Consider the following 20,159-nt stretch of genomic DNA (forward strand, 5'->3'; position numbering starts at 1 on the left):
GCGTTAGGCCAACAACCCCGCCCGTTAAACCAGGGTGTTAACGGGCGAGCCCCACAGGCAGTGCCAGCGAGCTGGCAGCCAAGCACAGGAAAGCAGGATGAATATGGTAAAACGCGGAGCGGCCGCAGGGATCCGGGCGAGCATTTGTACTCTCGCACTGGGGTTTACAGCTTTTGGCAGCGCAAGTCAGTCAACCACAGCCGCGCAAGCGGCTGGCGGCGAGATTATCGGCATAGGTCAGGGTTATGTTTCCCCGGCGGCGGCAACGCCGCCTGCACCGGGTCAGGGTGGCGAGCTGGTGTTCGAGCAAGGGGGAAAGGAAGCGGCGCAGCTTGCGCTCTCCACCAATGTTGACCTTAAAGTCAGCGCCTTTGTCAGCCGGGTAACCCTGTCGCAAACCTTTGTGAATCAAAGCGGTGAACCCATTAATGGCAGCTACCGTTTTGCGTTACCACCCAATGCGGCGGTGAGCGGCATGCGTCTGGCGATTGGCGAGCGCATTCTGGAGGGGGATATTCAGGAGAAGCGCACCGCCGAGCGCACCTTTAACCAGGCAAGGCAGCAGGGAAAGCGGGCGAGTCTGGTCAGTCACAGCGAAAGTAACCTGTTCACGACCCGCATCGCCAATTTTCTACCCGGTGAAACGCTCACTGTGAGCATAGATTATCAAGAGGTGCTCAAGCCCAGGGAAGGGCGACTCGAGCTGCGGATCCCGACCGCGCAAACGCCCCGTTATGGTGCCTCTGTTGCCTCTGACTCGGCGGATGCCGCACCTCGGCGCTTGCATCCTGACAGCGCCCCAGCGCTCGATACGCCAAATGGCTTTTGGCCGCATGAGTCTCCCCAGTCCGAGCTTGCCCGGGTTGCCATGCCCAAGGTGGCGCTTAACGCCAGTATCCTGGGTTTTAATCTGGGGCAAATCGACAGTCCGAACCATAGCCTGTGTGAGCAAAGCTTTCGTGAAGGCGGCTGGCAGTTGTCGCTGTGCCCGGACGCGGACGCCGATAGGGATATGGTGCTCGGTTGGAGCGTTAACGAAGGCAGCTCGGCAGTGGCGGATTTTCTGGTGCAGCGGGGCTACAGCTACCCGGCAGAGGCACAGGAAGATATAAGTCATGGATTGGTTGCTTTTATGCCGCCGCAGCCCGCAATGGCGGCGCGGCTGCCAAGAGAGCTGATTTTGGTGATAGACACCTCAGGCTCGATGTCGGGGGACTCCATGACTCAGGCGCGCAGCGCGCTGCTGCATGCGCTGGGGGGGCTGAGGCCCGAAGACAGCTTCAATATTATCGCCTTTTCCAATCAGGCACGGCCGCTGTGGTCGGTGGCGCGCCCGGCCAGTGCGGTAAACCTTGGCATGGCACAGCAGTTTGTCCGCGGGCTTGAGGCCAATGGCGGCACCGAAATGGCCCAGGCGCTGGAGCTTGCACTGGATGGCCGAGAGACAGATGAAAGCGGGCGTTTACGCCAGGTTTTGTTTATTACCGACGGAGCCGTGAATGGCGAAGATGCCCTGTTTGCGCTGATTGAGCGCCGCCTGGGGCACTCGCGTCTGTTCCCTGTGGCCATTGGCTCGGCGCCGAACGGGTATTTCATGACCCGCGCTGCTATGGCGGGCCGGGGTACCTTCACCTTTATCGGCCACGGCGGTGAGGTGAGTGACAAGATGAGCGGGTTGCTTGGCCGAATCGAACACCCGGTCATCAGCAATCTGACCGTGACCTGGCAGGATGGCCGGGAAGTGAAGGGGTTTGTGCAAAAACTCAGCGACCTCTATGCCGGTGAAGCCCTGATGTTGAGCCTTAAAGCGGCCCCGGGCGAGCTGATGCCGCTGATTGTCCGTGGGAATACCGACGGTCAGCCCTGGGAGCGAACCCTGAGTCCAAGACCTGTGCCCGCGGCCAGTGGTCTGGATTTAACTTACGCCAAGGCCCGTGTCGATGCCCTTGCTGCAGAAGCAATGACAAATGACGCTCGCCGCGATGCCACTGTGGCCTTGGGGCTTGAATACCATCTGGTGACCGCCCATACCAGTTTGGTGGCGGTGGATAAAACCCCTGTGACCGACGGCAATGCCCGAAACGTGCGCTTGGCAGAAGCCACGCCCCATGGCTGGCAGGGTGGCCGCTTACCGCAAACTGCTACTTCAAGCCTTGGCTACCTGCTGGCGGGCATCATGTGTCTGTTGCTGGCACTGCTGGGGACCCTTGGCGGCCCCGATAAACTCGGTAGCCTGAGTATTCGGGGAAGATGCCATGACGCAATTTAACTTCAGTGCACGCAAAAAGCGCCGCTGGCCCTATTGGCTCGCCGCGATGGGACTGTTACTGCTGGGAGCCGGAGGATATATGCAAGCAAAAGCCTTTTTAGCCCAATACCTGATTGCCGATGCCTGGGAGCAAAGCCGCCGTGATGGCTTGCCCCACAAGCCCTGGAGCTGGGCCGATACCCACCCCATTGCCCGGCTTGAGCTGCGGCGCCAAAGCGGTGAGCGCGAAAGCTTCTATATTCTGGCGGGTGCCAGTGGTCGTAACCTGGCGTTTGCACCCACCTGGCTTGAAAACACCGCTGTGCCGGGTGATGGCGGCAATACCGTCATTGCCGGCCACAGGGACACTCACTTCGCGATTTTGCGAAAGGTGTCGCCGGGGGATGAGTTGTGGCTCGAAGACATGCAGGGCGAGCGGCACCAATACCGGGTGAAATACACCTCGGTGGTGCATGAAAACGAGTTGTCGGTATTGGAGCAAATATCTGACCGGCTTACGCTTATCACCTGTTTTCCCTTTTTCGGGGTGAGTGACAGAACCGATAAGCGCTTTGTGGTGGTGGCCGAACCGGATGAGCTTTGGAGCCGTCCCGAAATCGCCGCCAAAGCCATGGTGCTCAGTATGGGACATGGCCGCTAAGCTGCGGCCGGGCGTTACCTGTGTCAGCCTGAAATCGGCATAACCCGGTTGCGCCCCAACCGTTTGGCCTCGTACATCAGCTTGTCGGCGGCTTCAATCAGGGCGCGACTGTCCATTTTGGGCTGCCACTGGGCAACACCAAAGGATGCACTGATATTATCAATACGCTCATCCTTGCGTCTGTCTTTCAGGGTCAGTTTTTCAATGCCGCGGCGAATGGCTTCAGCCAACTGACGGGCGATACGCAAGTTGCTTCCCGGCACCAGCAGGGCGAACTCTTCGCCGCCATAGCGATAACATTTCACCCCATCGCGGCAGGCTTCGCTCAGGCGTCTGCCGACGAGTTTCAGCACCTGATCCCCAAGCTGGTGGCCATAGTTATCGTTAAAGGCCTTGAAGTGGTCAACGTCGCAGAGGATAAGGCAGGTGCCGTCGGGAGCCTGTGATAACAGCCCAGCCAGATCGGCATCGAAGGCGCGGCGGTTAAGGCAACCTGTGAGTGCATCGTAAAGCATGTCATGCTCGCTGGCGGCAAGCCGACTTTTAAGGGCGTCGATTTCCTGCTGCGCCTTGGATAGCTGACCAGTGAAATAGCTGGTGGAGGCGCGGATGGCGTCGGATTCCTTCACCAGGCTGCGCACCAATACCAGTACCTGCTCGAGGGTGAAACCTTCGTTTTCGATCCGGTTCAGTTTGGTGAAGTTGGCGTCGATTTTTTGCTGGAATTCAGTGGCATCGAGGTTGGTATCCTGCAACTTACTGGCCAAGTCGCTCGCCATGGCCTCGAGGTTCTGGCGCATATCGCGCACATCCAGTTCGATTGGATCGGCAATGTGCTCACGGTATAGCAGTTCCGAGGTCACCGGCGGGCAGGTTTGGTACTGACTGATTGCCTGGTTTATCGCCTGATTCAGGGCGGGCTGCTGCTCGCCCACATAGGCATACCAGAGCGCATAATTGGTCGGTGTTGTGGGAATTTGATGCTTGAGCATCAAGGGCACAGCTTTCTTCAGGCGGGTTGCGGCAGTTTGCATCAATGCCTTGGCGCCGTCATCGGGTGTCTGTGGTTTGTCAGACATGGAGAGTTCTGCCGGAAATATAAAACAATATTTCAATCATAGCGTTATTGGATGCTGATTCAACTGTCAGGGCCGTTTCAGGCAATAAAAAAGCACTCCCGGGAGTGCTTTACATGACACATTCAGCGATTAAAACTTATAACTGACTGAAATCATTGGGCCGACAAAACTGTAGTAGATGTTGTAGTCGGCGACCTTGATATTCTGGGCTGACTGGGTGATGTCCACATCGACTTTGTAGTAGTTGTAGGCCAGCGACAACTGCCAGCTGTCACCCAAGTCGGCACTGACACCGGCACGGATGTCTGTGAGTGAGCCTTTTAAATCGTCCAGTTTTATCTGGAAGTACTGAGCATGGCCGGTAAATTCCCAGCCGGGGAAAAACTCATAGCGGCCGATAATGCCGATATCCGGCAGCGGCGCAGTCACGTCATTTTCAACGATTTGCGGAATAGGGCGCTGACCACAGAGGTTTTCGTTCAGTTCAGTGGCCAGGCAAGCACCAATGGCACCTTCGAACATGGTTTTGATGAACATGGTGTGCAGGCCAATAGTGACACCCAGGGTGTAATCATTGCCTTCAAACACGTCATAACCATAACCCAGACGCAGAATGTCGATATTCAGGGTGGTATCGAGTTTGCCGCCGGCACGCACTTCGTAAACGGTATCGTCGATTTGGACCTGGAACGGACGGGCTACTGCGGTAGTTTCTGCGCTGCGGTGCAGGCGTTTCCAATCCAGGTACAGGTTGTGGCGGTTACCGAGGGCATATTCGAATTCAATGAAGGGCAGGAACTGGTTTTCGGCCAGCTGCAGGTCGCTTTCAAAATCCAGACGAAAATCTTCACCGACAATAGGATCGGTTACGTCGATGCTGGAGTCCGACTGAGAGTAGAAGCCACCGACCTTAATGGTCATGTCCTTGGCGAGCGAACACTGGCTGAATCCTGCCAGTGCGATACACAGTAGCGTTGCCGAGGCCCGCATGGTCGCTCCTGAAAATACAATGTTTATCGTTATAGTTTTGCTGTTACCCGGGTAGCGGATTATTGGTTAATCATGGTGTTGGTTAACCCCGTTACCGTACCGGAGTTTAACCATAAATGTGAGGCTTTGTGAAATATTTGTTTGCAATTTTTTGAATAAATTTGACCGGGAACAAAAAAGCACCCGAAAGGGTGCTTTTTGGCTTATTTTGCGTTGGGGTCTTCTTTGTTGAACATCCCCAAACGAATGCGGATAAAGTGCAGTATTTGCGAGGCAATATCCACCTGCAGGCAGGACTCCAGCCCTTCAAACCCGGGGGAGGAGTTGGCTTCACAAATTTTGTAGTGACCATTGTCGAACAGCAGGTCAATCCCGGCCACATCCAAGTCAAGGATATTGGCGGTTTGGGTGGCAAGCCATTCGATTTCCGGCGTCACTTCAAAGGGCAGCGCGGCGCCACCGGCACTGACGTTGGCTTTGAAGCTGTCCTCGGCGGCGCGGCGCTCAAAGCAGCCCACCACACGGCCGCCAATGGTAAATACCCGCAGATCCCGGCCGTGGCTGTTGGCGATAAACTCCTGCAAAATGATGTTGGCGTTCTTGTTGGTTGCCTCAATCAGTTGCATCAAATCGTCAAATTCACGGGGTTTGTGGGATAAAAACACGCCGCTGCCCTGGGAGCCTGACAAGGTTTTAATCACCACGGGGAAACCCAGGTGGCTGTGCACCAGCTCAATGTCCACCGGGAATTTTACCAACATGGTTTTTGGGGTTGGCAGGTTCTTTTCTGCCAGCAGCTGCTGGGAAAAGAGCTTATCTTTTACCGTTTCAATCGCCCGGGAGGAGTTGAGGCAGTACACACCCAAACGCTCGAGGTGGCGGATAATCGCCAGCGCGAAGTAGGTGGTGCCTGAGCCCATTCGGGGGATAATAAAATCGGGCAACTCCACAGGTTGCCCGTTGAGCAGGATACTCTTGTTGTCTTCCCGGGTGACGGTTAGATCAAACTCATCCGGGGCATAAACTTCCAGGTCTATGTTGTCGGCCTTGGCGGCCTGTAATAGACGTTCAATTTCATACAGTTCGGGTTTGAGCTGAGTCGCGGTTTCCTTATATAAAATCCAGCCGCGCATTCAGGTATTTGCCTCAAGCTTCATGGTGTTTCCTCGGGTTCCTCATCATCAGAAACCTCGTCATCGTCGATTTCGTCGAGTTCAATTTCAGCCTCAGGCGCGTTGGCAGCGGCGTGAACCGTACCAACAACAGCATAAAAGGGTTTGCCCTGAGCCAGTTTGCAATACTTTAACCAGATCTGTTCCAGTAAGCTACTGGGAGCCTTATTAGTGCGCACAACATCAACAAACTGGGCTTCCTCCGCGGTGACCGGCGGGCGGCTGCCTTCAGCCAGCGCTTTCATGGCTTCGCCGTGGGTTTCCAATAGTTCTGCTTCTTTGTTGGTGAAATCACCGCAGCGACGAAACCCCTTGGAAAAATTGGCATCGTCAAAGAAGCGCTTTTTACTTTGAAAGCTGCTCTGGGCGCCTTGAGGGTGTCCCTGGAAGCTTTGGCTGGCAACTAACTGTTCTGACATTGTCTTTTCCTTGCAAAACACAAACGCTGATGGCGGTTATTACCCGAGCTGTGGGATAATTTGCAACTGGAGTATTGGCGAGTATCCTTGATTTAGGAATCAAAAAATTTTGGTCTTGATGGTCAAAGAAATTTTATGGACACAGATCTGCTGAAAACCTTTTTGGAAGTTTCACGTACCCGGCATTTTGGCAAGGCCGCCGAGAATCTTTATCTGACCCGCAGCGCGGTGAGTTTTCGGGTAAAACAGCTCGAAACCATCCTTGGGGTTGAGCTGTTTGAGCGCCAGCGCAATAACATCCAGCCCACTCCCGCAGGGGAGCGGATGCTGAATCATGCCGAGGCCGTGCTCACGGCATGGGAGCGCGCCAAGCAGGATGTGTCGCTGAGCCGGTTGCAATCAACCCAGCTGACCATAGGCGCTGGCCCCAATATCTGGGATGCCTTCTTGCAGGGGAATTTGCAGTCGCTGCACAAAGGCTTGCCCGGGGTGGCGCTTAGAACTGAAGTGCTGCCGCAGAACGTGATGACCCGTCAGTTGATGGAACGCACCTTGGATATGGCTATCTCGTTCGACCCGCCAAAAATGGAGGATTACGAGCAGATCCGTGTTGGGGTGGTGCAGCTGCATCTGGTGACCAGCGAAGGCCCAATGACGTTAAAAGCGTGTCAGGAGCGGCATTATATTAAGGTGGATTGGGGCACGGCCTTTAATATTCTCCACGCTCAGGAGTTTGGCGAGCTGCCGCTGCCGGTGCTGCATACCAGTTCATCGCGAATAGCGCTGGATTTTGTACTGAATAACGGCGGCAGTGCCTTTTTACCTGATCATATGGTGCGGGCACTGCTGGAGAAGGGTGAACTGCACCGGGTAAGCGGCGCACGTTCGATTCAGCGTAACGTATATGTGGTTTACTGGGCCCAAAATGACAGGCTCGCCCAAATTGAGCGAGCCGTGGGCTTTTTGGCGCAGAACGTCGACACCGAGTTTGGTGACGAGGATATGGCGCTGACGTCCTGAGGCGTTAGAACACCAAAGGCAGCAGCACCAGTGCCCAAACGATGGCGCACAGGGCAAGACTCATAAACACCGCAGCCGAGGCGATGTCCTTGGCCTGGCCCGAGAGGGGGTGGATTTCATCCCCAATTCGGTCAACCACGGCTTCCACCGCTGAATTCAACAGCTCAGTGATAAGCACAATAAAGACCGTCAGGATCATCAACAGCTTTTCTATCAGGCTGACATCAACCCACAGCGCAAATGGCACCATGACCAACGCCAGGATAAGCTCCTGACGAAAGGCCGCTTCGTGCACCCATGCCGACTTCAATCCTTTAAATGAAAAGCCTGTCGCGCGAATGATGCGCTTTACGCCATGATTATTGGCAGGTTTCATATCTCCCCCGAGTCTGGCCAGCGCCGCCCACCAAAGGCGGAAAAAACACCGGGCCACAAAAAGTCGCCAGTATAAAGCAGCAGGGTTAAGAAAAACAGCGCAGCAGCAGGGCGAATTTGCGCAGCTATACTTGGCGTGGGACACAGTCACAGGGAGGTGCCATGAAACCCAGCAAACATCCATGCCTTGGCCGCAGACAAGGCGACATTCAAACAAGGTTTACGTCAGCAAACGCTTTCTTCACGTCGCTACATTTAAAAGGTGCATGCTTTGCCGCAGCGGCGTATGCGTCCGTTATGCTCCGGGCGATGCTCATGTTCGCCGTGCTCTATTCAAACACGGCGATAGCCACAGCGACTGAAAGTTCGCTTACTGCTGCCAGTCAGGCACCGCTGCAACTGGCGTCGGCCTTACCCTTGCCCGCCGAGGAGGAGCTTGGGCGGTATTGGGTAAGTGAGAAACTTGATGGTATTCGTGGCCGCTGGACCGGCAAGGCGCTGCTGACCCGAAATGGCAATCTGATTGCGGCGCCGGCCTGGTTTGTGGCCGACTTTCCCAGCGATCTGGTACTCGATGGTGAGCTCTGGGGTGGCCGGGGCCGGTTTGAGTGGACCAGTGGCGTGGTGCGCTCGTTGGGTCGAGAACAGGACTGGCATGAACTGCGGTTTATGGTGTTTGATTCACCTATGGAAGGTATGAATTTTTCCGAGCGGCTTAGCAGATTAGAGCGACTTTTGCCGAATACCAGCCCTTATATCGCGTTAATTGCGCAGCAGCGGTTTAAACGTCAGGCCGAGCTGCTCGCATTCTTCGAGACAGAAGTCGCAGCTGGCGCGGAGGGTCTTATGCTTCACCGGGAAGATGCCCATTACCGTGATGGCAGAAATTCTTTGCTTATCAAACTTAAACCCCTTAACGATGCTGAGGGCGAAGTGATAGGCTATAAGCCCGGCCAGGGGGAACTCAGTGGCCTGATGGGCTCGCTGAAACTGCGGCTCAAAGACGGCAGCGTATTCTATTTGGGCAGCGGCTTTGATTTGGCTACCCGCCGCGACCCGCCTGCGATAGGTAGCTGGGTCACCTTCCAATATCAGGGTCTCAGTGCCCGGGGGATCCCCAAAGGTGCACGCTTTGTGCGTGTACGGCCGCCGGAATAACAATAATCATAAATTTCAACGAGGTATAAAGAAAACATGCAAAACAGCATAGCGTCAGTGTTGTTTGTCTGTATGGGAAATATTTGCCGTTCGCCATCGGCTGAAGCCGTGTTCAGGCAGCGGGCAGAGCACGCAGGATTGGCGCTGGATATAGATTCGGCCGGGACCATTGCCTACCATCAGGGCGAAGCGCCGGATCCTCGTTCTGTCGCTGCGGGCGAGCTGCGAGGCTATGACTTTTCAGGGATGCGGGCGCGCCAGGTGACAGATGAGGATTTCTCCCGTTTCGACCTCATCCTGGCGGCGGACAGGCAAAATCTGAAAGATCTGAAAAGCCGCTGTCCGGCACAACACCAAGCTAAACTGAGACTGATTTTATCCTTTGGCAAAACCAGTACTCAGGAAGTGCCTGATCCATACTACGGCGGCAAATCCGGTTTTGAGACAGTGTTGGATTTGCTTGAGCAAAGCAGCGATGGGCTGATTGAAGCCATTCGCAGCGGCAAGCTCTAGCCTTGCATTTGCCAAACAAGTAAGCCAAATAAGCAAAAAGGGCCATTCGGCCCTTTTTGCTTAATCAGCGGCGTAAGCGAGATTAATTGTTGTGACGTTTGCCTGAACGGCGCAGTTTCTCGGCTTCTTGCTTGGCCTTTTTCTCGGCTTCCTTTTCGGTAAGAATGCGGGCAACTTCCAGCTTCTCGGCTTCTGCCATCTCCGGGGTTTCCAGGGTCAGCAGCCCCAGCTTGCCACTTCGAAACTCGTGCAGCAAAAGCTCAGATGCCTTGTGTAAATCCACGTAACCACCGCTTCTGAGCGCCCCCCGCTTGCGGCCTATGTCCTCCAGCAGTTCAACATCGTCCTGTGACAGTTCATCGAGCTTGTAACGTTCTTTCAGCTCGGCAGGATAGGCATCACGGAAAAACGCGGCTGCAAAGAGCGCCACGTCCTCGTATTCCATTGCAGTATCTTTGATGGCGCCCGTGACCGCCAGACGGTAACTGCTGGCCTCGTTGTCTACCTTGGGCCACAGAATGCCGGGGGTATCCGACAGCACAATGCCGTTTTTAAGGTTAATGCGCTGCTGCGCCTTGGTCACTGCCGGCTCGTTTCCGGTTTTGGCAATCACGCGGCCGGCGAGGGTATTGATGATGGTGGACTTGCCTACATTGGGGATCCCCATGATCATGGTGCGGATGTCTTTGTCGGCGCGGTCGCGCTCCGGTACCAGTTTGCGAACCAGTTCTGGAATAACGGTTTTGAGGTGCCCTGGCTGCAAGGTGGTCACTGCCATGGCCTTCACCCCTTGCTCTTTTTCGAGGTGGGCTATCCAGGCTTCGGTGGTGGCCGGATCGGCAAGATCGCATTTATTCAGCAGCTTGATACAGGGCTTGTCACCGCGAAGTTTGGCAACCATGGGGTTTTCGCTGGAATAGGGAATGCGGGCGTCCAGCACCTCTATCACCAAATCGACCTGGGGCATGGCCTCGGCAATTTCTTTTTGTGCCTTGTGCATGTGTCCCGGATACCATTGAATCGCCATCGTTTAAATCCTGTTTGCCACAACTTTGGGGCGCATATTCTAGCGCTTATGGCGCCAAGGCACAAAAAAAGCGTCCAAGGGACGCTTTTTACTTATTGGGTGACTCAGATCACCCCAAGCTCGCGCAGACGTTCCATCAGGTAGCTGTCGGCGGTATAGCGCTCAGACAGCACCACATCCGGACGCGGGTGCAGGAACAGTGGCAGCGAAATCCGCGACTTGGTTTTGTCCATGCCCTCTGGGTTAATAACCCGGTGAGAGGTTGACGGGAAGTAACCGCCTGAGGCTTCCTGCAACATATCACCGATGTTAATGATAAGGTTGCCAAAATCAGAAGGTACATCAAGCCAGGTGCCGTCTTTCGCCTTCACCTGCAGGCCAGGCTCGTTGGCGGCAGGCAGCACAGTGATAAGGTTGATATCTTCGTGGGCGGCGGCGCGGATAGCGCCTGGCTCTTCACTGCCGGTCATCGGTGGGTAGTGCAGCACACGAAGCAGCGTTTTATGGCTGTTTTCAATCATCTTTGGCAAAGGCTCGTTAAACAGCGCTTTGACATCTTCCGGGCTGTGCTCTTCAATCCAGCCCAGTAGCTCTGCCGCCAGTGCATTGGCGTTATCGTAGTAGGCCAGGATCTTGTCGCGCAGGCTGTCTGGAATACGACCCCAGGGATAGACGTGGTAGTACTCCTTGATGTCTTTAACGCTGTGACCCTTGGCGGTTTCAGAGACTTCAGCCGGGAAGTAGCCATCCTGAGTTTCAGGCTTGAACAGGAAGGCGTCCTTGTCGCCTTCTTTGAAGAAGGCATACCACTGGGCGTAGATGTCTTCCACCAGAGACTGCTGGATAGGATGGTTGGAGAGTACCCCAAAGCCGGTTTCCCGCAAAGAGGCCACAAATTTTGCCGCGGCGTCGGGCGCGCGGTAATCGATAGTTTCCAATTTCATGATATGTTTTCTTTTTTGTTGTTGGTTTAACCCCGGGCGAGAGTCTAGTGAAGGAATGGTCCGGGTGCAAATTTTGTGATCTGGTTCGCACGGCGTTCTGCCGATTTAAAGGGCCGATAAACCAGCAACAGCGCATCAATGAAATAAATTGGTGGCCCGACAGGTCTTTTGCCCGGGTTAACCACAACTGAGGAGTTGTCATGAGAACACTGACCGACTTTGAAAAATATGTCATCGAAGAGAAGGGCACAGAACGGCCTTTCAGCGGCGAGTATTATCGCCACGATGCACCGGGAGTGTATTGCTGTAAGAAGTGTGACGCTCCGCTGTACCTGTCTGAGCATAAGTTTCCGGCACACTGCGGCTGGCCTGCATTTGACGATGAAATCCCGGGCGCGGTAACCCGTCATATTGATGCAGACGGCAGGCGTACCGAAATCGTCTGCTCCGGCTGTGGTGGCCATTTGGGGCACGTATTTGAAGGCGAATACCTGACCGAGAAAAACCTGCGCCACTGCGTCAACTCGGTATCCATGGTGTTTAAAAGCCGCGAAGAGTCTGAGAAAGGACATAATGCCATGAATAACACAAACCCTGCTTTTGCCACCTTTGGTGCAGGCTGCTTTTGGTGTGTGGAAGCTATTTTCGCGGCCCTGAATGGCGTTATCAGCGTTAAGCCGGGCTATGCCGGTGGCAATGCCGCCGACGCCGATTACAAAAAGGTGTGCGGGGGTGGTACTGGCCATGCGGAAGTGGTGCATATCGAGTATCAGCCCGAGCATGTCAGCTTCGAGACCTTACTTGAGGTGTTCTTCCAAAGCCATGACCCGACCACGCTGAACCGTCAGGGCAATGATGTGGGTACCCAATACCGCTCTGTGGTATTTGCCCACAATGAAGCCCAGGCAGAGGCGGCAACCAACGCGATTAAGGCGCTGACGGACGCAGGCGCTTTCAGCGACCCGATTGTCACCGAAGTCGTCGCCTTCGATGCGTTTTATCCCGCTGAGGATTATCACCACGATTACTTTGCCCGTAACGGCGAGCAGAGGTACTGCGCCTTGGTGGTGAAGCCCAAGGTAGAGAAGTTCAAAAAGGCGTTCGCTTCGCTGTTGAAATAGTCTTGTTGCTGCAATCGTCAGCGCTAAATCCAAAATGAAAAAGCGGCCTTCGGGCCGCTTTTCTATAGGTGGTCCCAGATTAATCGAGCTTGTCGTCGGCAACCCGGTAGTGCGGGTCTTCCATCAGATTAACTTCCACCAGATCCCCCGCCTTGGCCAGCAGCGCTTTACAGTCTTCACTTAGGTGTACCAGATGCAGGGTCTTGCCCTGTGCGTTGTAACGCTCCGCCAGGGTATCTATGGCATCCAGCGCCGAGTGATCTGCAACCCGTGACTGGCCAAAGTCCACTATCACATCTTTGGGGTCGTTGTTGGCATCGAAAAGTTCAAGGAAGTGCGACACTGAGCCAAAGAACAGCGGCCCTGTGAGATGGTACACCTTGCTGCCATTGGCATTGATTTCGGTGCGGGCACTGATGTGTTTGGCATGCTCCCAGGCAAATACCAGCGCTGAGACAATTACGCCCACAAACACCGCCACGGCCAGATCGGTAAACACGGTCACAGTGGTCACCAGCACAATCACAAAGGCATCGTGCTTTGGCACCTTGCGCATCACTTTAAAGCTTGCCCATTCAAAGGTGCCGAGGACCACCATAAACATCACACCAACCAGTGCGGCCAGTGGGATGATTTCGATAAAGGCGGCGCCAAACAGAATAAAGGCCAGCAGTGCCAGCGCGGCGGTGATCCCCGACAAACGGCCACGGCCGCCGGAATTGATGTTAATCATCGACTGCCCAATCATGGCGCAGCCGCCCATGGCGCCGAAGAAGCCGCTGGTGATGTTACCCACGCCCTGACCGACACATTCTTTGTTGCCGCGGCCACGGGTGCCGGTCATTTCATCGAGTACAGTCAGCGTCAGCAGCGATTCAATCAAGCCAACGGCTGCCAGAATGACAGAGTAGGGCAGGATGATTTGTAAGGTTTCCCAGGTAAAGGGCACTTCTGGTATGGCAAAGGTTGGCAGCGAACCTGCGATAGTGGCGTTGTCATCGCCGCTCATGGTTTTGAGGAAGTCGACCACGGTGCGGGTATCGAGCTCAAAAAACACCACCAGGCCTGTCACCGTCAGAATCGCGGCCAGAGAGGATGGAATGGCGGTGGTAATTTTGGGCAGGAAGTGAATGATGGCCATGGTGAGCGCCACCAAACCCAGCATCAGATAAAGGCCGTCGCCGGTGAGCCAGGTGAGCTCGCCATTGTCGCCAGGCACCTTGAATTGCCCCAACTGCGCCAGGAAAATCACAATCGCCAGACCATTCACAAAGCCAATCATGACCGGATAAGGCACGATGCGGATAAATTTACCCAGCTTGAATATCCCGGCGGCCACCTGCAGCAAACCCGCCAGCACCACGGCAGCGAACAGATACTGCACCCCATGGGTGGCAACCAGCGCCACCATCACCACGGCCATAGCGCCTGTTGCACCGGAAATCATGCCTGGGCGACCACCAATCACGGCAGTGACCAGGCCCATGATAAAGGCGGCATAAAGACCAACCATAGGCTCCACTCCGGCAACAAAGGCGAAGGCAACAGCCTCTGGAACCAGTGCCAGGGCTACAGTAAGTCCTGACAGGAGATCCGCCTTGTGGCTGGCGGTTTTGTGACGAATAAGCTCGAACATGAGTCCTCTGTAACGAGTGTGACTTGGTTAACAAATAAAGCCGCGCAGTCTAACAAAATTCACCGGGTGATTGAACCCGAAAGCCAGGTTTTTCTCATAGGAAACCGCGAGGCTTTATCGGCAAGTTAAGCAGAAAATGGCGGCACCTGTAATGTAAAATGCAAACAAAAAGCCGCGCTGTTGCGCGGCTTTTTTTCACAGCTCAGAGCTTATGGGCGAGCCATATCTGAGCCAGCACTGTTGCTGCTTTGTACCTTGGCGCTGCTGGCCTCGGCGGCATCGTACTCACGACCCTTAGGGGTTGCTACCTGTTCGCGGGCCTCAACGGTTGGCTTGGTCATTTCAGAGTTGACCATGCTGCCGAAGCGGCTACCGGCAGGGCGGGCCGGTGCGGCTGGCGCTTTGTTCACGGCGATGTCAGCCGCGGGCTTTTCAACCTGCTTGGCGCGGGCTGGCATCACAGCAGCGGGTTTGGCCATTGGGGCTGCGGAAGTTACTTTTTCTGCAGCTTTGGGTTCAGTAGCTTTTGGTTCAGTGGCTTTAGCTTCAACAGCGGCTTCGACAACTTGAGTTTCTACAACTTGAGTGTCAATCGCCTTTGCTTCAACCGCTTGTTCAACCACGGCCTCTACCGGAGCAGCAGGCGCTGGCGTGTAGGCAACTGGCGCGGCTTCGGCAACAGGAGCACTTTCACTAACCTTGGCCACGGCCTCCACAGGTGCGGCGGCCACTTCGGCTTCAGCAACTGGGGCTTCAGCAACTGGGGCTTCTGCTTTAGGGGTATCGTTAACGATAACCACATCGGCAGTTTCTTCAGCCTTCTCGAGCACGCTTTCCTGAGTAACGGCTTCAGCTACCGCTTCTGCTGCTTCCGGAGTAACTGACTCCTCAGCTACTGGGGCGGCAGGTGCATCGGCCTGTGGCAGATCCAGTTCGGCCTGAGTCAACTCAGTACCTTCGGCACCGGTTTGCTGCTCCTGCTCGTCACGGCGACGGCGCTGACCGGCAGCACGCAGATGGCGTGGGCTGCGGCGGCTGCGGCGCTGACCGTCACGGCCATCGCGGCGTGGCTTGTCTTCACCTTCAACGTCATCGGCAGAATCGTCCTGAACGTCATCAGCAACGATTGGTTCGGCGTCAGCTGCTTTTACGTCTGCTTTGGCTGCCAGGTCGCTGGCGGCTTCTGCTGGGGCGGCATCCAGAGCTTCTACTGCGTCAGCGGCTTCGGTGGCGTCTGCGTTTTCAACCTTGTCTTCAGCCTTTGGCTTACGGCTTTGACGACGGCCACGGCTAGGCTTGTCATCGGCTTTGGCTTCGGTCTTATCGGCAGTGGTGGATTCAACAGCCACTTCGGCCTGGGCAGCTGTGGCGGCCAGGGCTTCTTCGGCGTCAACGGCGTTAGCTGCAACTTCAGTGGCGCTGCCGTCATCCATGCGAACCTTGCGGCGCATGTTGCGGCGCTGACGACGCTCACGAACCACTTCCTGTTTTGGCTCCAGCGCTTCTTCGGCAGCTACAGCTTCAACGGCTTCTGGCTTTTCCCGCTTGGGTGCGCGTTCACGTCTTGGCTTTTCTTCACGGGCCTTGTCACGGGCTGGCTTGTCGGCAGCAGCTTGTTCAGGCTTGTTGCGATCACGGCGATTTTTGTTGTCGCTGCGGCGCTTGTCGCCATCTTCACGGCGGCTGTCGTCACGGCGATCACCACGGCGGTTACGGCTGCGGGTGTTTTGCGGACGGCCTGACTTGGCCGCTGGCTTTTTCTCACTTTCCTGCTCTTCGCTGCCACCGAACAGAGAACCAATGGCGGCAAACAGGCGGGCAAAGAAACCCGGCTTGGCTTCTTCTTTGGCCTTTTCTTCTTTAACAGCAGGCTTGGCAACCGGTGCGCTTTCAGTTGGGGCAGAGAAGCCCTTCAGCACTGGCTCAGGCGCCTGGGCGCGCTCAAGCTTACGTGGCTCGTACAGCTTGGCTTCAGGCTTTTCCACACGCTTGTAGCTGGCTTCTTCGATTTCATCGTCCTTGCGATGACGAATAACCTTGTACTCTGGGGTCATCATGTGCGGATCCGGGATCACGTACACTTCAACCTCGTGGCGCTGCTCGATGATACGAATGGCTTTACGCTTTTCGTTCAGCAGGAAGGCGGCCACATCCACAGGCACAATGGCTTCAACCTGAGAGGTGTTGTCCTTGATGGCTTCTTCTTCCATCAGACGAAGGATAGACAGTGCCAGCGACTCGGTACCACGGATGGTGCCCTGACCATGACAGCGTGGGCAGATGTGGGCGGCAGACTCTTCCAGTGAAGGACGCAGACGCTGACGGGACATTTCCATCAGACCAAAGCGGCTGATGCGGCCCAGCTGAACGCGGGCACGGTCCTGATGCACGGCATCACGCAGACGGTTTTCCACTTCGCGCTGATGGCGAACCGGTGTCATGTCGATAAAGTCGATAACAATCAGACCACCGAGGTCGCGCAGGCGCAGCTGGCGGGCGATTTCATCGGCCGCTTCCAGGTTGGTGTTCAGTGCGGTTTCTTCGATATCGCCGCCCTTGGTGGCACGGGCAGAGTTGATATCGATTGAGGTCATGGCTTCAGTTGGATCGATAACAATCGAGCCGCCGGAAGGCAGACGCACTTCACGCTGGAAGGCTGATTCAATTTGCGATTCAATCTGATAGTGGGTGAACAGTGGCACTTCGGCCTTGTACTGTTTCACGCGCTCAACAAAGTCAGGACGAACGGTAGCAATGTGCTGCTTGGCCTGTTCGTAAATCTTTGGATGGTCAATCAGGATTTCGCCAACATCGCGGCGCAGATAGTCGCGAATGGCACGTACGATTACGTTACTTTCCTGATGGATAAGCAGCGGAGCAGGGTGCGCTTCAGAGGCTTCTTTGATGGCGTCCCAGTGACGCAGCAGCACTTTAAGGTCCCACTGCAGCTCGGCGGCATCTTTGCCCACACCGGCGGTACGCACAATCAGGCCCATGCCGTTTGGTACTTCCAGATCGGCCATGGCTTCTTTGAGTTCGGTGCGCTCGTCACCCTCGATACGGCGGGAAATACCACCGGCACGTGGGTTGTTTGGCATCAGCACCAGGTAAGAGCCAGCCAGGCTGATAAAGGTGGTCAGGGCTGCGCCCTTGTTGCCACGTTCTTCTTTATCAATCTGAACAATCACTTCCTGACCTTCGCTCACCACCTCTTTGATGTTGGGGCGGCCCTGGAAGGAATAACCCTTGGGGAAGTATTCGCGGGCGATTTCTTTGAGTGGCAGGAAGCCATGACGCTCGGCACCGTAATCTACGAAAGCGGCTTCGAGAGAGGGTTCTACGCGGGTGATTTTACCCTTGTAGATGTTGGCTTTTTTCTGTTCGTGACCTGGACTTTCGATATCCAAATCATAGAGTTGTTGCCCATCAACAAGGGCAACGCGCAACTCTTCAGATTGAGTTGCGTTAATCAGCATACGTTTCATGGTGACGTCATTCTTCTTTAAATGGGTCACCGGGGTCTGAGTGGTGCATTCCGGGCCTGATCTTCACTACAACGTCTCACGACGGGTTATCAGGCAGGTGGGAGCGCATTGCTGTAAGACGCAATCACTGCGTGTCGCTTCCGATTTATGGCTTATTTTTCAATGATTACAAAAACAAGGAATTCGTTGTTAAACGTCAACCAACCCCATAAATTCTTTAAATTACTTCCGTGAATGCCTAAACCGACTCAATTCATCCGGTGACTGGTTTCAGTCAAAAATTCGATTCAGGGGTGTTTTCCACAGGAAACCATATGAAAATGGCGGTGTATTGGATTTAACCTTTCATGCTTGCCGAAAAGCAGCTATTACTTAGACGATGGTTTGCAACTCAATGAATTGCGATCCTTCAACCGTTAATTTTACTCTTGTGGGAACACCTAGCGGACGCTGGTTTTGTGAACACTTTATCCACTGTTAATCCCCGTCCGCGATTGGAATATAGCAACAATCAAAATTTTCGGCAATGCAAAGCCACATTTAGCGTGACTTTGATGTACAATGCGCTGCGTTCCAGCCAGACGGTTTACCATGAATAAAGACACTTCCCCAACCCAGGTTCAGTTTATCTGCATCGACGAAGACGGTGCCGGTCAGCGTATTGATAATTTCCTGCTTGCCAGGCTCAAGGGCGTGCCCAAGAGCATGATTTACCGCATCGTCCGTAAAGGCGAGGTGCGGGTAAACAAAAAGCGGGTCAAGCCCGAGTACAAATTGGAGGCGGGTGACGAGGTGCGGGTGCCGCCGGTACGTGTGGCCGAAAAAGATTACCGCACTGCACCATCGGCCAACCTTAACCGGGTGGCGCAGCTGGAAGAACGCATTCTGTTTGAAGACAAGCACATCATAGTGCTGAACAAACCTGCCGGGATTGCCGTGCATGGCGGCAGCGGTGTGGATTACGGGGTGATTGAATCCCTGCGTGCCTTGCGACCCACCTGCAAATTTATGGAGCTGGTGCACCGGCTTGACCGTGATACCAGCGGCGTGCTGCTGATTGCGAAAAAGCGCAAGGCGCTGCGTCATCTGCACGAACAGCTCAGACAAAAGACCATGCACAAGCAATATCAGGCGCTGGTGCGTGGTCAGTGGCAGGAGCATGACCGTGTCGTCAAGGCGCCGCTGCTCAAAATCACTCTCAAATCCGGTGAGCGCATTGTCAGGGTCAACAGCGAAGGCAAGCCCAGTGAGACCCGCTTTAAAGTGCTGGGTCGTTTTGAGGGCGCCACCCTGGTGGAGGCAAGTCCAGTGACCGGGCGTACCCACCAGATCCGGGTTCACTGTCAGTATCAGGGCCATCCTATTGCCTGTGATGAAAAATACAGTGAGCAGAAGTTTGACGACAGCATGCGTGCCAAGGGCCTTAGCCGCCTGTTTCTGCACGCGGCTCAGCTGACCTTCACCCATCCGGATACCGAAGTGGAAATGTCAGTGCAGGCTCCGCTCGATGACGAACTGGTTAATTTGCTCAGCAACTTGGAGACTCTCAAATAATGCAGAAATTCGACCTGATTATTTTCGACTGGGATGGCACCCTGATGAATTCCATCGGAAAAATCGTCGACTGCATGCAGGCACTGGCGAGGGAACTTGAGATTGCCGTTCCCTCAGAAAAAGCGGTGAGGGATGTGATTGGCCTGTCGATGCCGGAGGCCATGCGCGCTTTGTTTCCCGATGAGTCGGATGCTACCCGGCATAGTTGGATTGATAAGTACCGTGCTCACTATCTGATTTTCAACGCCACGCCGAGCCCGCTGTACGAAGGGGTGCCCGAGCTGCTTGCCGAGCTTCACGGCCGGGGCAAGCAGCTTGCCATTGCCACCGGCAAGGCCAGGGCCGGGCTAAACCGCATCCTCGAGGAAACCGGTCTTGGGCCTCGATTTCATGCCAGCCGCTGCGCCGATGAAACCCAAAGTAAGCCCCATCCACAAATGTTGCATGAGCTGCTGGCTGAGCTGGATGTGGCTCCGGAGCGAGCAGTGATGATTGGCGATTCGGCGTTTGATTTGCAGATGGCGAGCAACGCCGGTATGGCGTGCATTGGGGTGGATTACGGTACCCACGACAGACAAACTCTGCTGGCGGCATCTCCTCTTGCCATCGTGTCAAAGCCCCTGGCACTGCTGGATCATCTTTAATGCCGGATACCGGATTGCGCCATGGCAGCCGTTGCAGCGCAGAGCTGAATTGAGCGAAATCGAGTAAAACCAAATTGAGTTGAGCGGAATTAAGCTGAGCGAAGTTGAGTTTA

Annotated in this window: 17 protein-coding genes; 8 read left to right on the plus strand and 9 right to left on the minus strand. The window is 55.1% G+C overall.

All coding sequences use genetic code 11. The features are described from left to right. Positions 1–97 precede the first annotated feature (97 nt). Together MJ923_RS07560 and MJ923_RS07565 are read left to right on the plus strand one after the other, a co-directional pair. Positions 98–2,269 (plus strand): marine proteobacterial sortase target protein, encoded by a 2,172-nt coding sequence (locus MJ923_RS07560; protein ID WP_240590557.1) that lies wholly within the window; start codon positions 98–100, stop codon positions 2,267–2,269. After that, on the plus strand, positions 2,256–2,909 hold the full coding sequence (locus MJ923_RS07565) for a class GN sortase (RefSeq protein ID WP_240590558.1): 654 nt from the start codon (positions 2,256–2,258) through the stop codon (positions 2,907–2,909). Before MJ923_RS07560 ends, MJ923_RS07565 begins: the two co-directional genes overlap by 14 nt. A 23-nt stretch (positions 2,910–2,932) precedes the next feature. Here the strand turns inward: MJ923_RS07565 and MJ923_RS07570 are convergent, their stop codons facing one another. The 4 genes from MJ923_RS07570 to MJ923_RS07585 form a co-directional block, all read right to left on the minus strand. Continuing rightward, the gene (locus MJ923_RS07570; protein ID WP_240590559.1) at positions 2,933–3,988 is read right to left on the minus strand and encodes a GGDEF domain-containing protein; all 1,056 of its coding nucleotides are present in this window, start codon (positions 3,986–3,988) and stop codon (positions 2,933–2,935) included. A 129-nt stretch (positions 3,989–4,117) separates the two neighbouring features. Then, positions 4,118–4,978: a hypothetical protein gene (locus tag MJ923_RS07575; protein ID WP_240590560.1), complete on the minus strand. Its 861-nt coding sequence runs from the start codon at positions 4,976–4,978 to the stop codon at positions 4,118–4,120. A 203-nt stretch (positions 4,979–5,181) separates the two neighbouring features. Continuing rightward, positions 5,182–6,111 (minus strand): ATP-grasp domain-containing protein, encoded by a 930-nt coding sequence (locus MJ923_RS07580; protein WP_126167137.1) that lies wholly within the window; start codon positions 6,109–6,111, stop codon positions 5,182–5,184. A 20-nt stretch (positions 6,112–6,131) separates the two neighbouring features. Beyond that, positions 6,132–6,569, minus strand: a complete 438-nt coding sequence (locus MJ923_RS07585) for a MaoP family protein (protein WP_240590878.1) — start codon at positions 6,567–6,569, stop codon at positions 6,132–6,134. Between the two features lie 135 nt (positions 6,570–6,704). Here MJ923_RS07585 and hdfR point away from each other — a divergent pair, with 135 nt between their 5' ends. Continuing rightward, positions 6,705–7,589 (plus strand): HTH-type transcriptional regulator HdfR, encoded by an 885-nt coding sequence (gene hdfR, locus MJ923_RS07590; RefSeq protein WP_240590561.1) that lies wholly within the window; start codon positions 6,705–6,707, stop codon positions 7,587–7,589. Between the two features lie 4 nt (positions 7,590–7,593). On the opposite strand, the gene MJ923_RS07595 is transcribed toward hdfR, so the two are convergent. Continuing rightward, entirely contained in the window at positions 7,594–7,965 is a 372-nt protein-coding gene (locus tag MJ923_RS07595) for a diacylglycerol kinase (protein WP_240590562.1), read from the minus strand. A gap of 314 nt (positions 7,966–8,279) precedes the next feature. On the opposite strand from MJ923_RS07595, the gene MJ923_RS07600 reads away from it, so the two are divergent. After that, positions 8,280–9,122, plus strand: coding sequence for a DNA ligase (locus MJ923_RS07600; RefSeq protein ID WP_240590563.1), 843 nt, complete (start codon positions 8,280–8,282; stop codon positions 9,120–9,122). A gap of 36 nt (positions 9,123–9,158) precedes the next feature. Then, positions 9,159–9,635 (plus strand): low molecular weight protein-tyrosine-phosphatase, encoded by a 477-nt coding sequence (locus MJ923_RS07605; RefSeq protein ID WP_240590564.1) that lies wholly within the window; start codon positions 9,159–9,161, stop codon positions 9,633–9,635. Between the two features lie 82 nt (positions 9,636–9,717). Here MJ923_RS07605 and ylqF read toward each other — a convergent pair whose 3' ends face one another. Both ylqF and MJ923_RS07615 read right to left on the minus strand, forming a co-directional pair. Further along, positions 9,718–10,662: a ribosome biogenesis GTPase YlqF gene (gene ylqF / locus MJ923_RS07610; RefSeq protein ID WP_240590565.1), complete on the minus strand. Its 945-nt coding sequence runs from the start codon at positions 10,660–10,662 to the stop codon at positions 9,718–9,720. Positions 10,663–10,766: 104 nt separating this feature from the next. Further along, positions 10,767–11,606, minus strand: a complete 840-nt coding sequence (locus MJ923_RS07615; RefSeq protein WP_240590566.1) for an isopenicillin N synthase family dioxygenase — start codon at positions 11,604–11,606, stop codon at positions 10,767–10,769. A 200-nt stretch (positions 11,607–11,806) separates the two neighbouring features. Between MJ923_RS07615 and MJ923_RS07620 the strand changes: the two genes are divergently transcribed. Further along, the gene (locus MJ923_RS07620) at positions 11,807–12,727 is read left to right on the plus strand and encodes a bifunctional methionine sulfoxide reductase B/A protein (RefSeq protein ID WP_240590567.1); all 921 of its coding nucleotides are present in this window, start codon (positions 11,807–11,809) and stop codon (positions 12,725–12,727) included. Between the two features lie 79 nt (positions 12,728–12,806). On the opposite strand, the gene MJ923_RS07625 is transcribed toward MJ923_RS07620, so the two are convergent. Continuing rightward, on the minus strand, positions 12,807–14,363 hold the full coding sequence (locus MJ923_RS07625) for a SulP family inorganic anion transporter (RefSeq protein ID WP_240590568.1): 1,557 nt from the start codon (positions 14,361–14,363) through the stop codon (positions 12,807–12,809). A 209-nt stretch (positions 14,364–14,572) separates the two neighbouring features. Then, entirely contained in the window at positions 14,573–17,848 is a 3,276-nt protein-coding gene (rne, locus tag MJ923_RS07630) for a ribonuclease E (RefSeq protein ID WP_240590569.1), read from the minus strand. A gap of 591 nt (positions 17,849–18,439) precedes the next feature. On the opposite strand from rne, the gene rluC reads away from it, so the two are divergent. Further along, a complete protein-coding gene (gene rluC / locus MJ923_RS07635) occupies positions 18,440–19,402 on the plus strand; it encodes a 23S rRNA pseudouridine(955/2504/2580) synthase RluC (RefSeq protein ID WP_240590570.1) in 963 nt (320 codons plus the stop codon). Next, the gene (locus tag MJ923_RS07640; RefSeq protein ID WP_240590571.1) at positions 19,402–20,046 is read left to right on the plus strand and encodes an HAD-IIIA family hydrolase; all 645 of its coding nucleotides are present in this window, start codon (positions 19,402–19,404) and stop codon (positions 20,044–20,046) included. Before rluC ends, MJ923_RS07640 begins: the two co-directional genes overlap by 1 nt. Positions 20,047–20,159: the final 113 nt, after the last annotated feature.

The sequence above is a fragment of the Shewanella zhuhaiensis genome (assembly GCF_022484835.1).
In the GTDB taxonomy this organism is placed as follows: domain Bacteria; phylum Pseudomonadota; class Gammaproteobacteria; order Enterobacterales; family Shewanellaceae; genus Shewanella; species Shewanella khirikhana.

Excerpts from the sequence above, each read along its gene's own strand:
- MJ923_RS07560 (WP_240590557.1), top strand. The coding sequence starts at position 98 with ATGAATATGGTAAAACGCGGAGCGGCCGCAGGGATCCGGGCGAGCATT.
- MJ923_RS07565 (WP_240590558.1), top strand. The coding sequence starts at position 2,256 with ATGACGCAATTTAACTTCAGTGCACGCAAAAAGCGCCGCTGGCCCTAT.
- MJ923_RS07570 (WP_240590559.1), bottom strand. The coding sequence starts at position 3,988 with ATGTCTGACAAACCACAGACACCCGATGACGGCGCCAAGGCATTGATG.
- MJ923_RS07575 (WP_240590560.1), bottom strand. The coding sequence starts at position 4,978 with ATGCGGGCCTCGGCAACGCTACTGTGTATCGCACTGGCAGGATTCAGC.
- MJ923_RS07580 (WP_126167137.1), bottom strand. The coding sequence starts at position 6,111 with ATGCGCGGCTGGATTTTATATAAGGAAACCGCGACTCAGCTCAAACCC.
- MJ923_RS07585 (WP_240590878.1), bottom strand. The coding sequence starts at position 6,569 with ATGTCAGAACAGTTAGTTGCCAGCCAAAGCTTCCAGGGACACCCTCAA.
- hdfR (WP_240590561.1), top strand. The coding sequence starts at position 6,705 with ATGGACACAGATCTGCTGAAAACCTTTTTGGAAGTTTCACGTACCCGG.
- MJ923_RS07595 (WP_240590562.1), bottom strand. The coding sequence starts at position 7,965 with ATGAAACCTGCCAATAATCATGGCGTAAAGCGCATCATTCGCGCGACA.
- MJ923_RS07600 (WP_240590563.1), top strand. The coding sequence starts at position 8,280 with ATGTTCGCCGTGCTCTATTCAAACACGGCGATAGCCACAGCGACTGAA.
- MJ923_RS07605 (WP_240590564.1), top strand. The coding sequence starts at position 9,159 with ATGCAAAACAGCATAGCGTCAGTGTTGTTTGTCTGTATGGGAAATATT.
- ylqF (WP_240590565.1), bottom strand. The coding sequence starts at position 10,662 with ATGGCGATTCAATGGTATCCGGGACACATGCACAAGGCACAAAAAGAA.
- MJ923_RS07615 (WP_240590566.1), bottom strand. The coding sequence starts at position 11,606 with ATGAAATTGGAAACTATCGATTACCGCGCGCCCGACGCCGCGGCAAAA.
- MJ923_RS07620 (WP_240590567.1), top strand. The coding sequence starts at position 11,807 with ATGAGAACACTGACCGACTTTGAAAAATATGTCATCGAAGAGAAGGGC.
- MJ923_RS07625 (WP_240590568.1), bottom strand. The coding sequence starts at position 14,363 with ATGTTCGAGCTTATTCGTCACAAAACCGCCAGCCACAAGGCGGATCTC.
- rne (WP_240590569.1), bottom strand. The coding sequence starts at position 17,848 with ATGAAACGTATGCTGATTAACGCAACTCAATCTGAAGAGTTGCGCGTT.
- rluC (WP_240590570.1), top strand. The coding sequence starts at position 18,440 with ATGAATAAAGACACTTCCCCAACCCAGGTTCAGTTTATCTGCATCGAC.
- MJ923_RS07640 (WP_240590571.1), top strand. The coding sequence starts at position 19,402 with ATGCAGAAATTCGACCTGATTATTTTCGACTGGGATGGCACCCTGATG.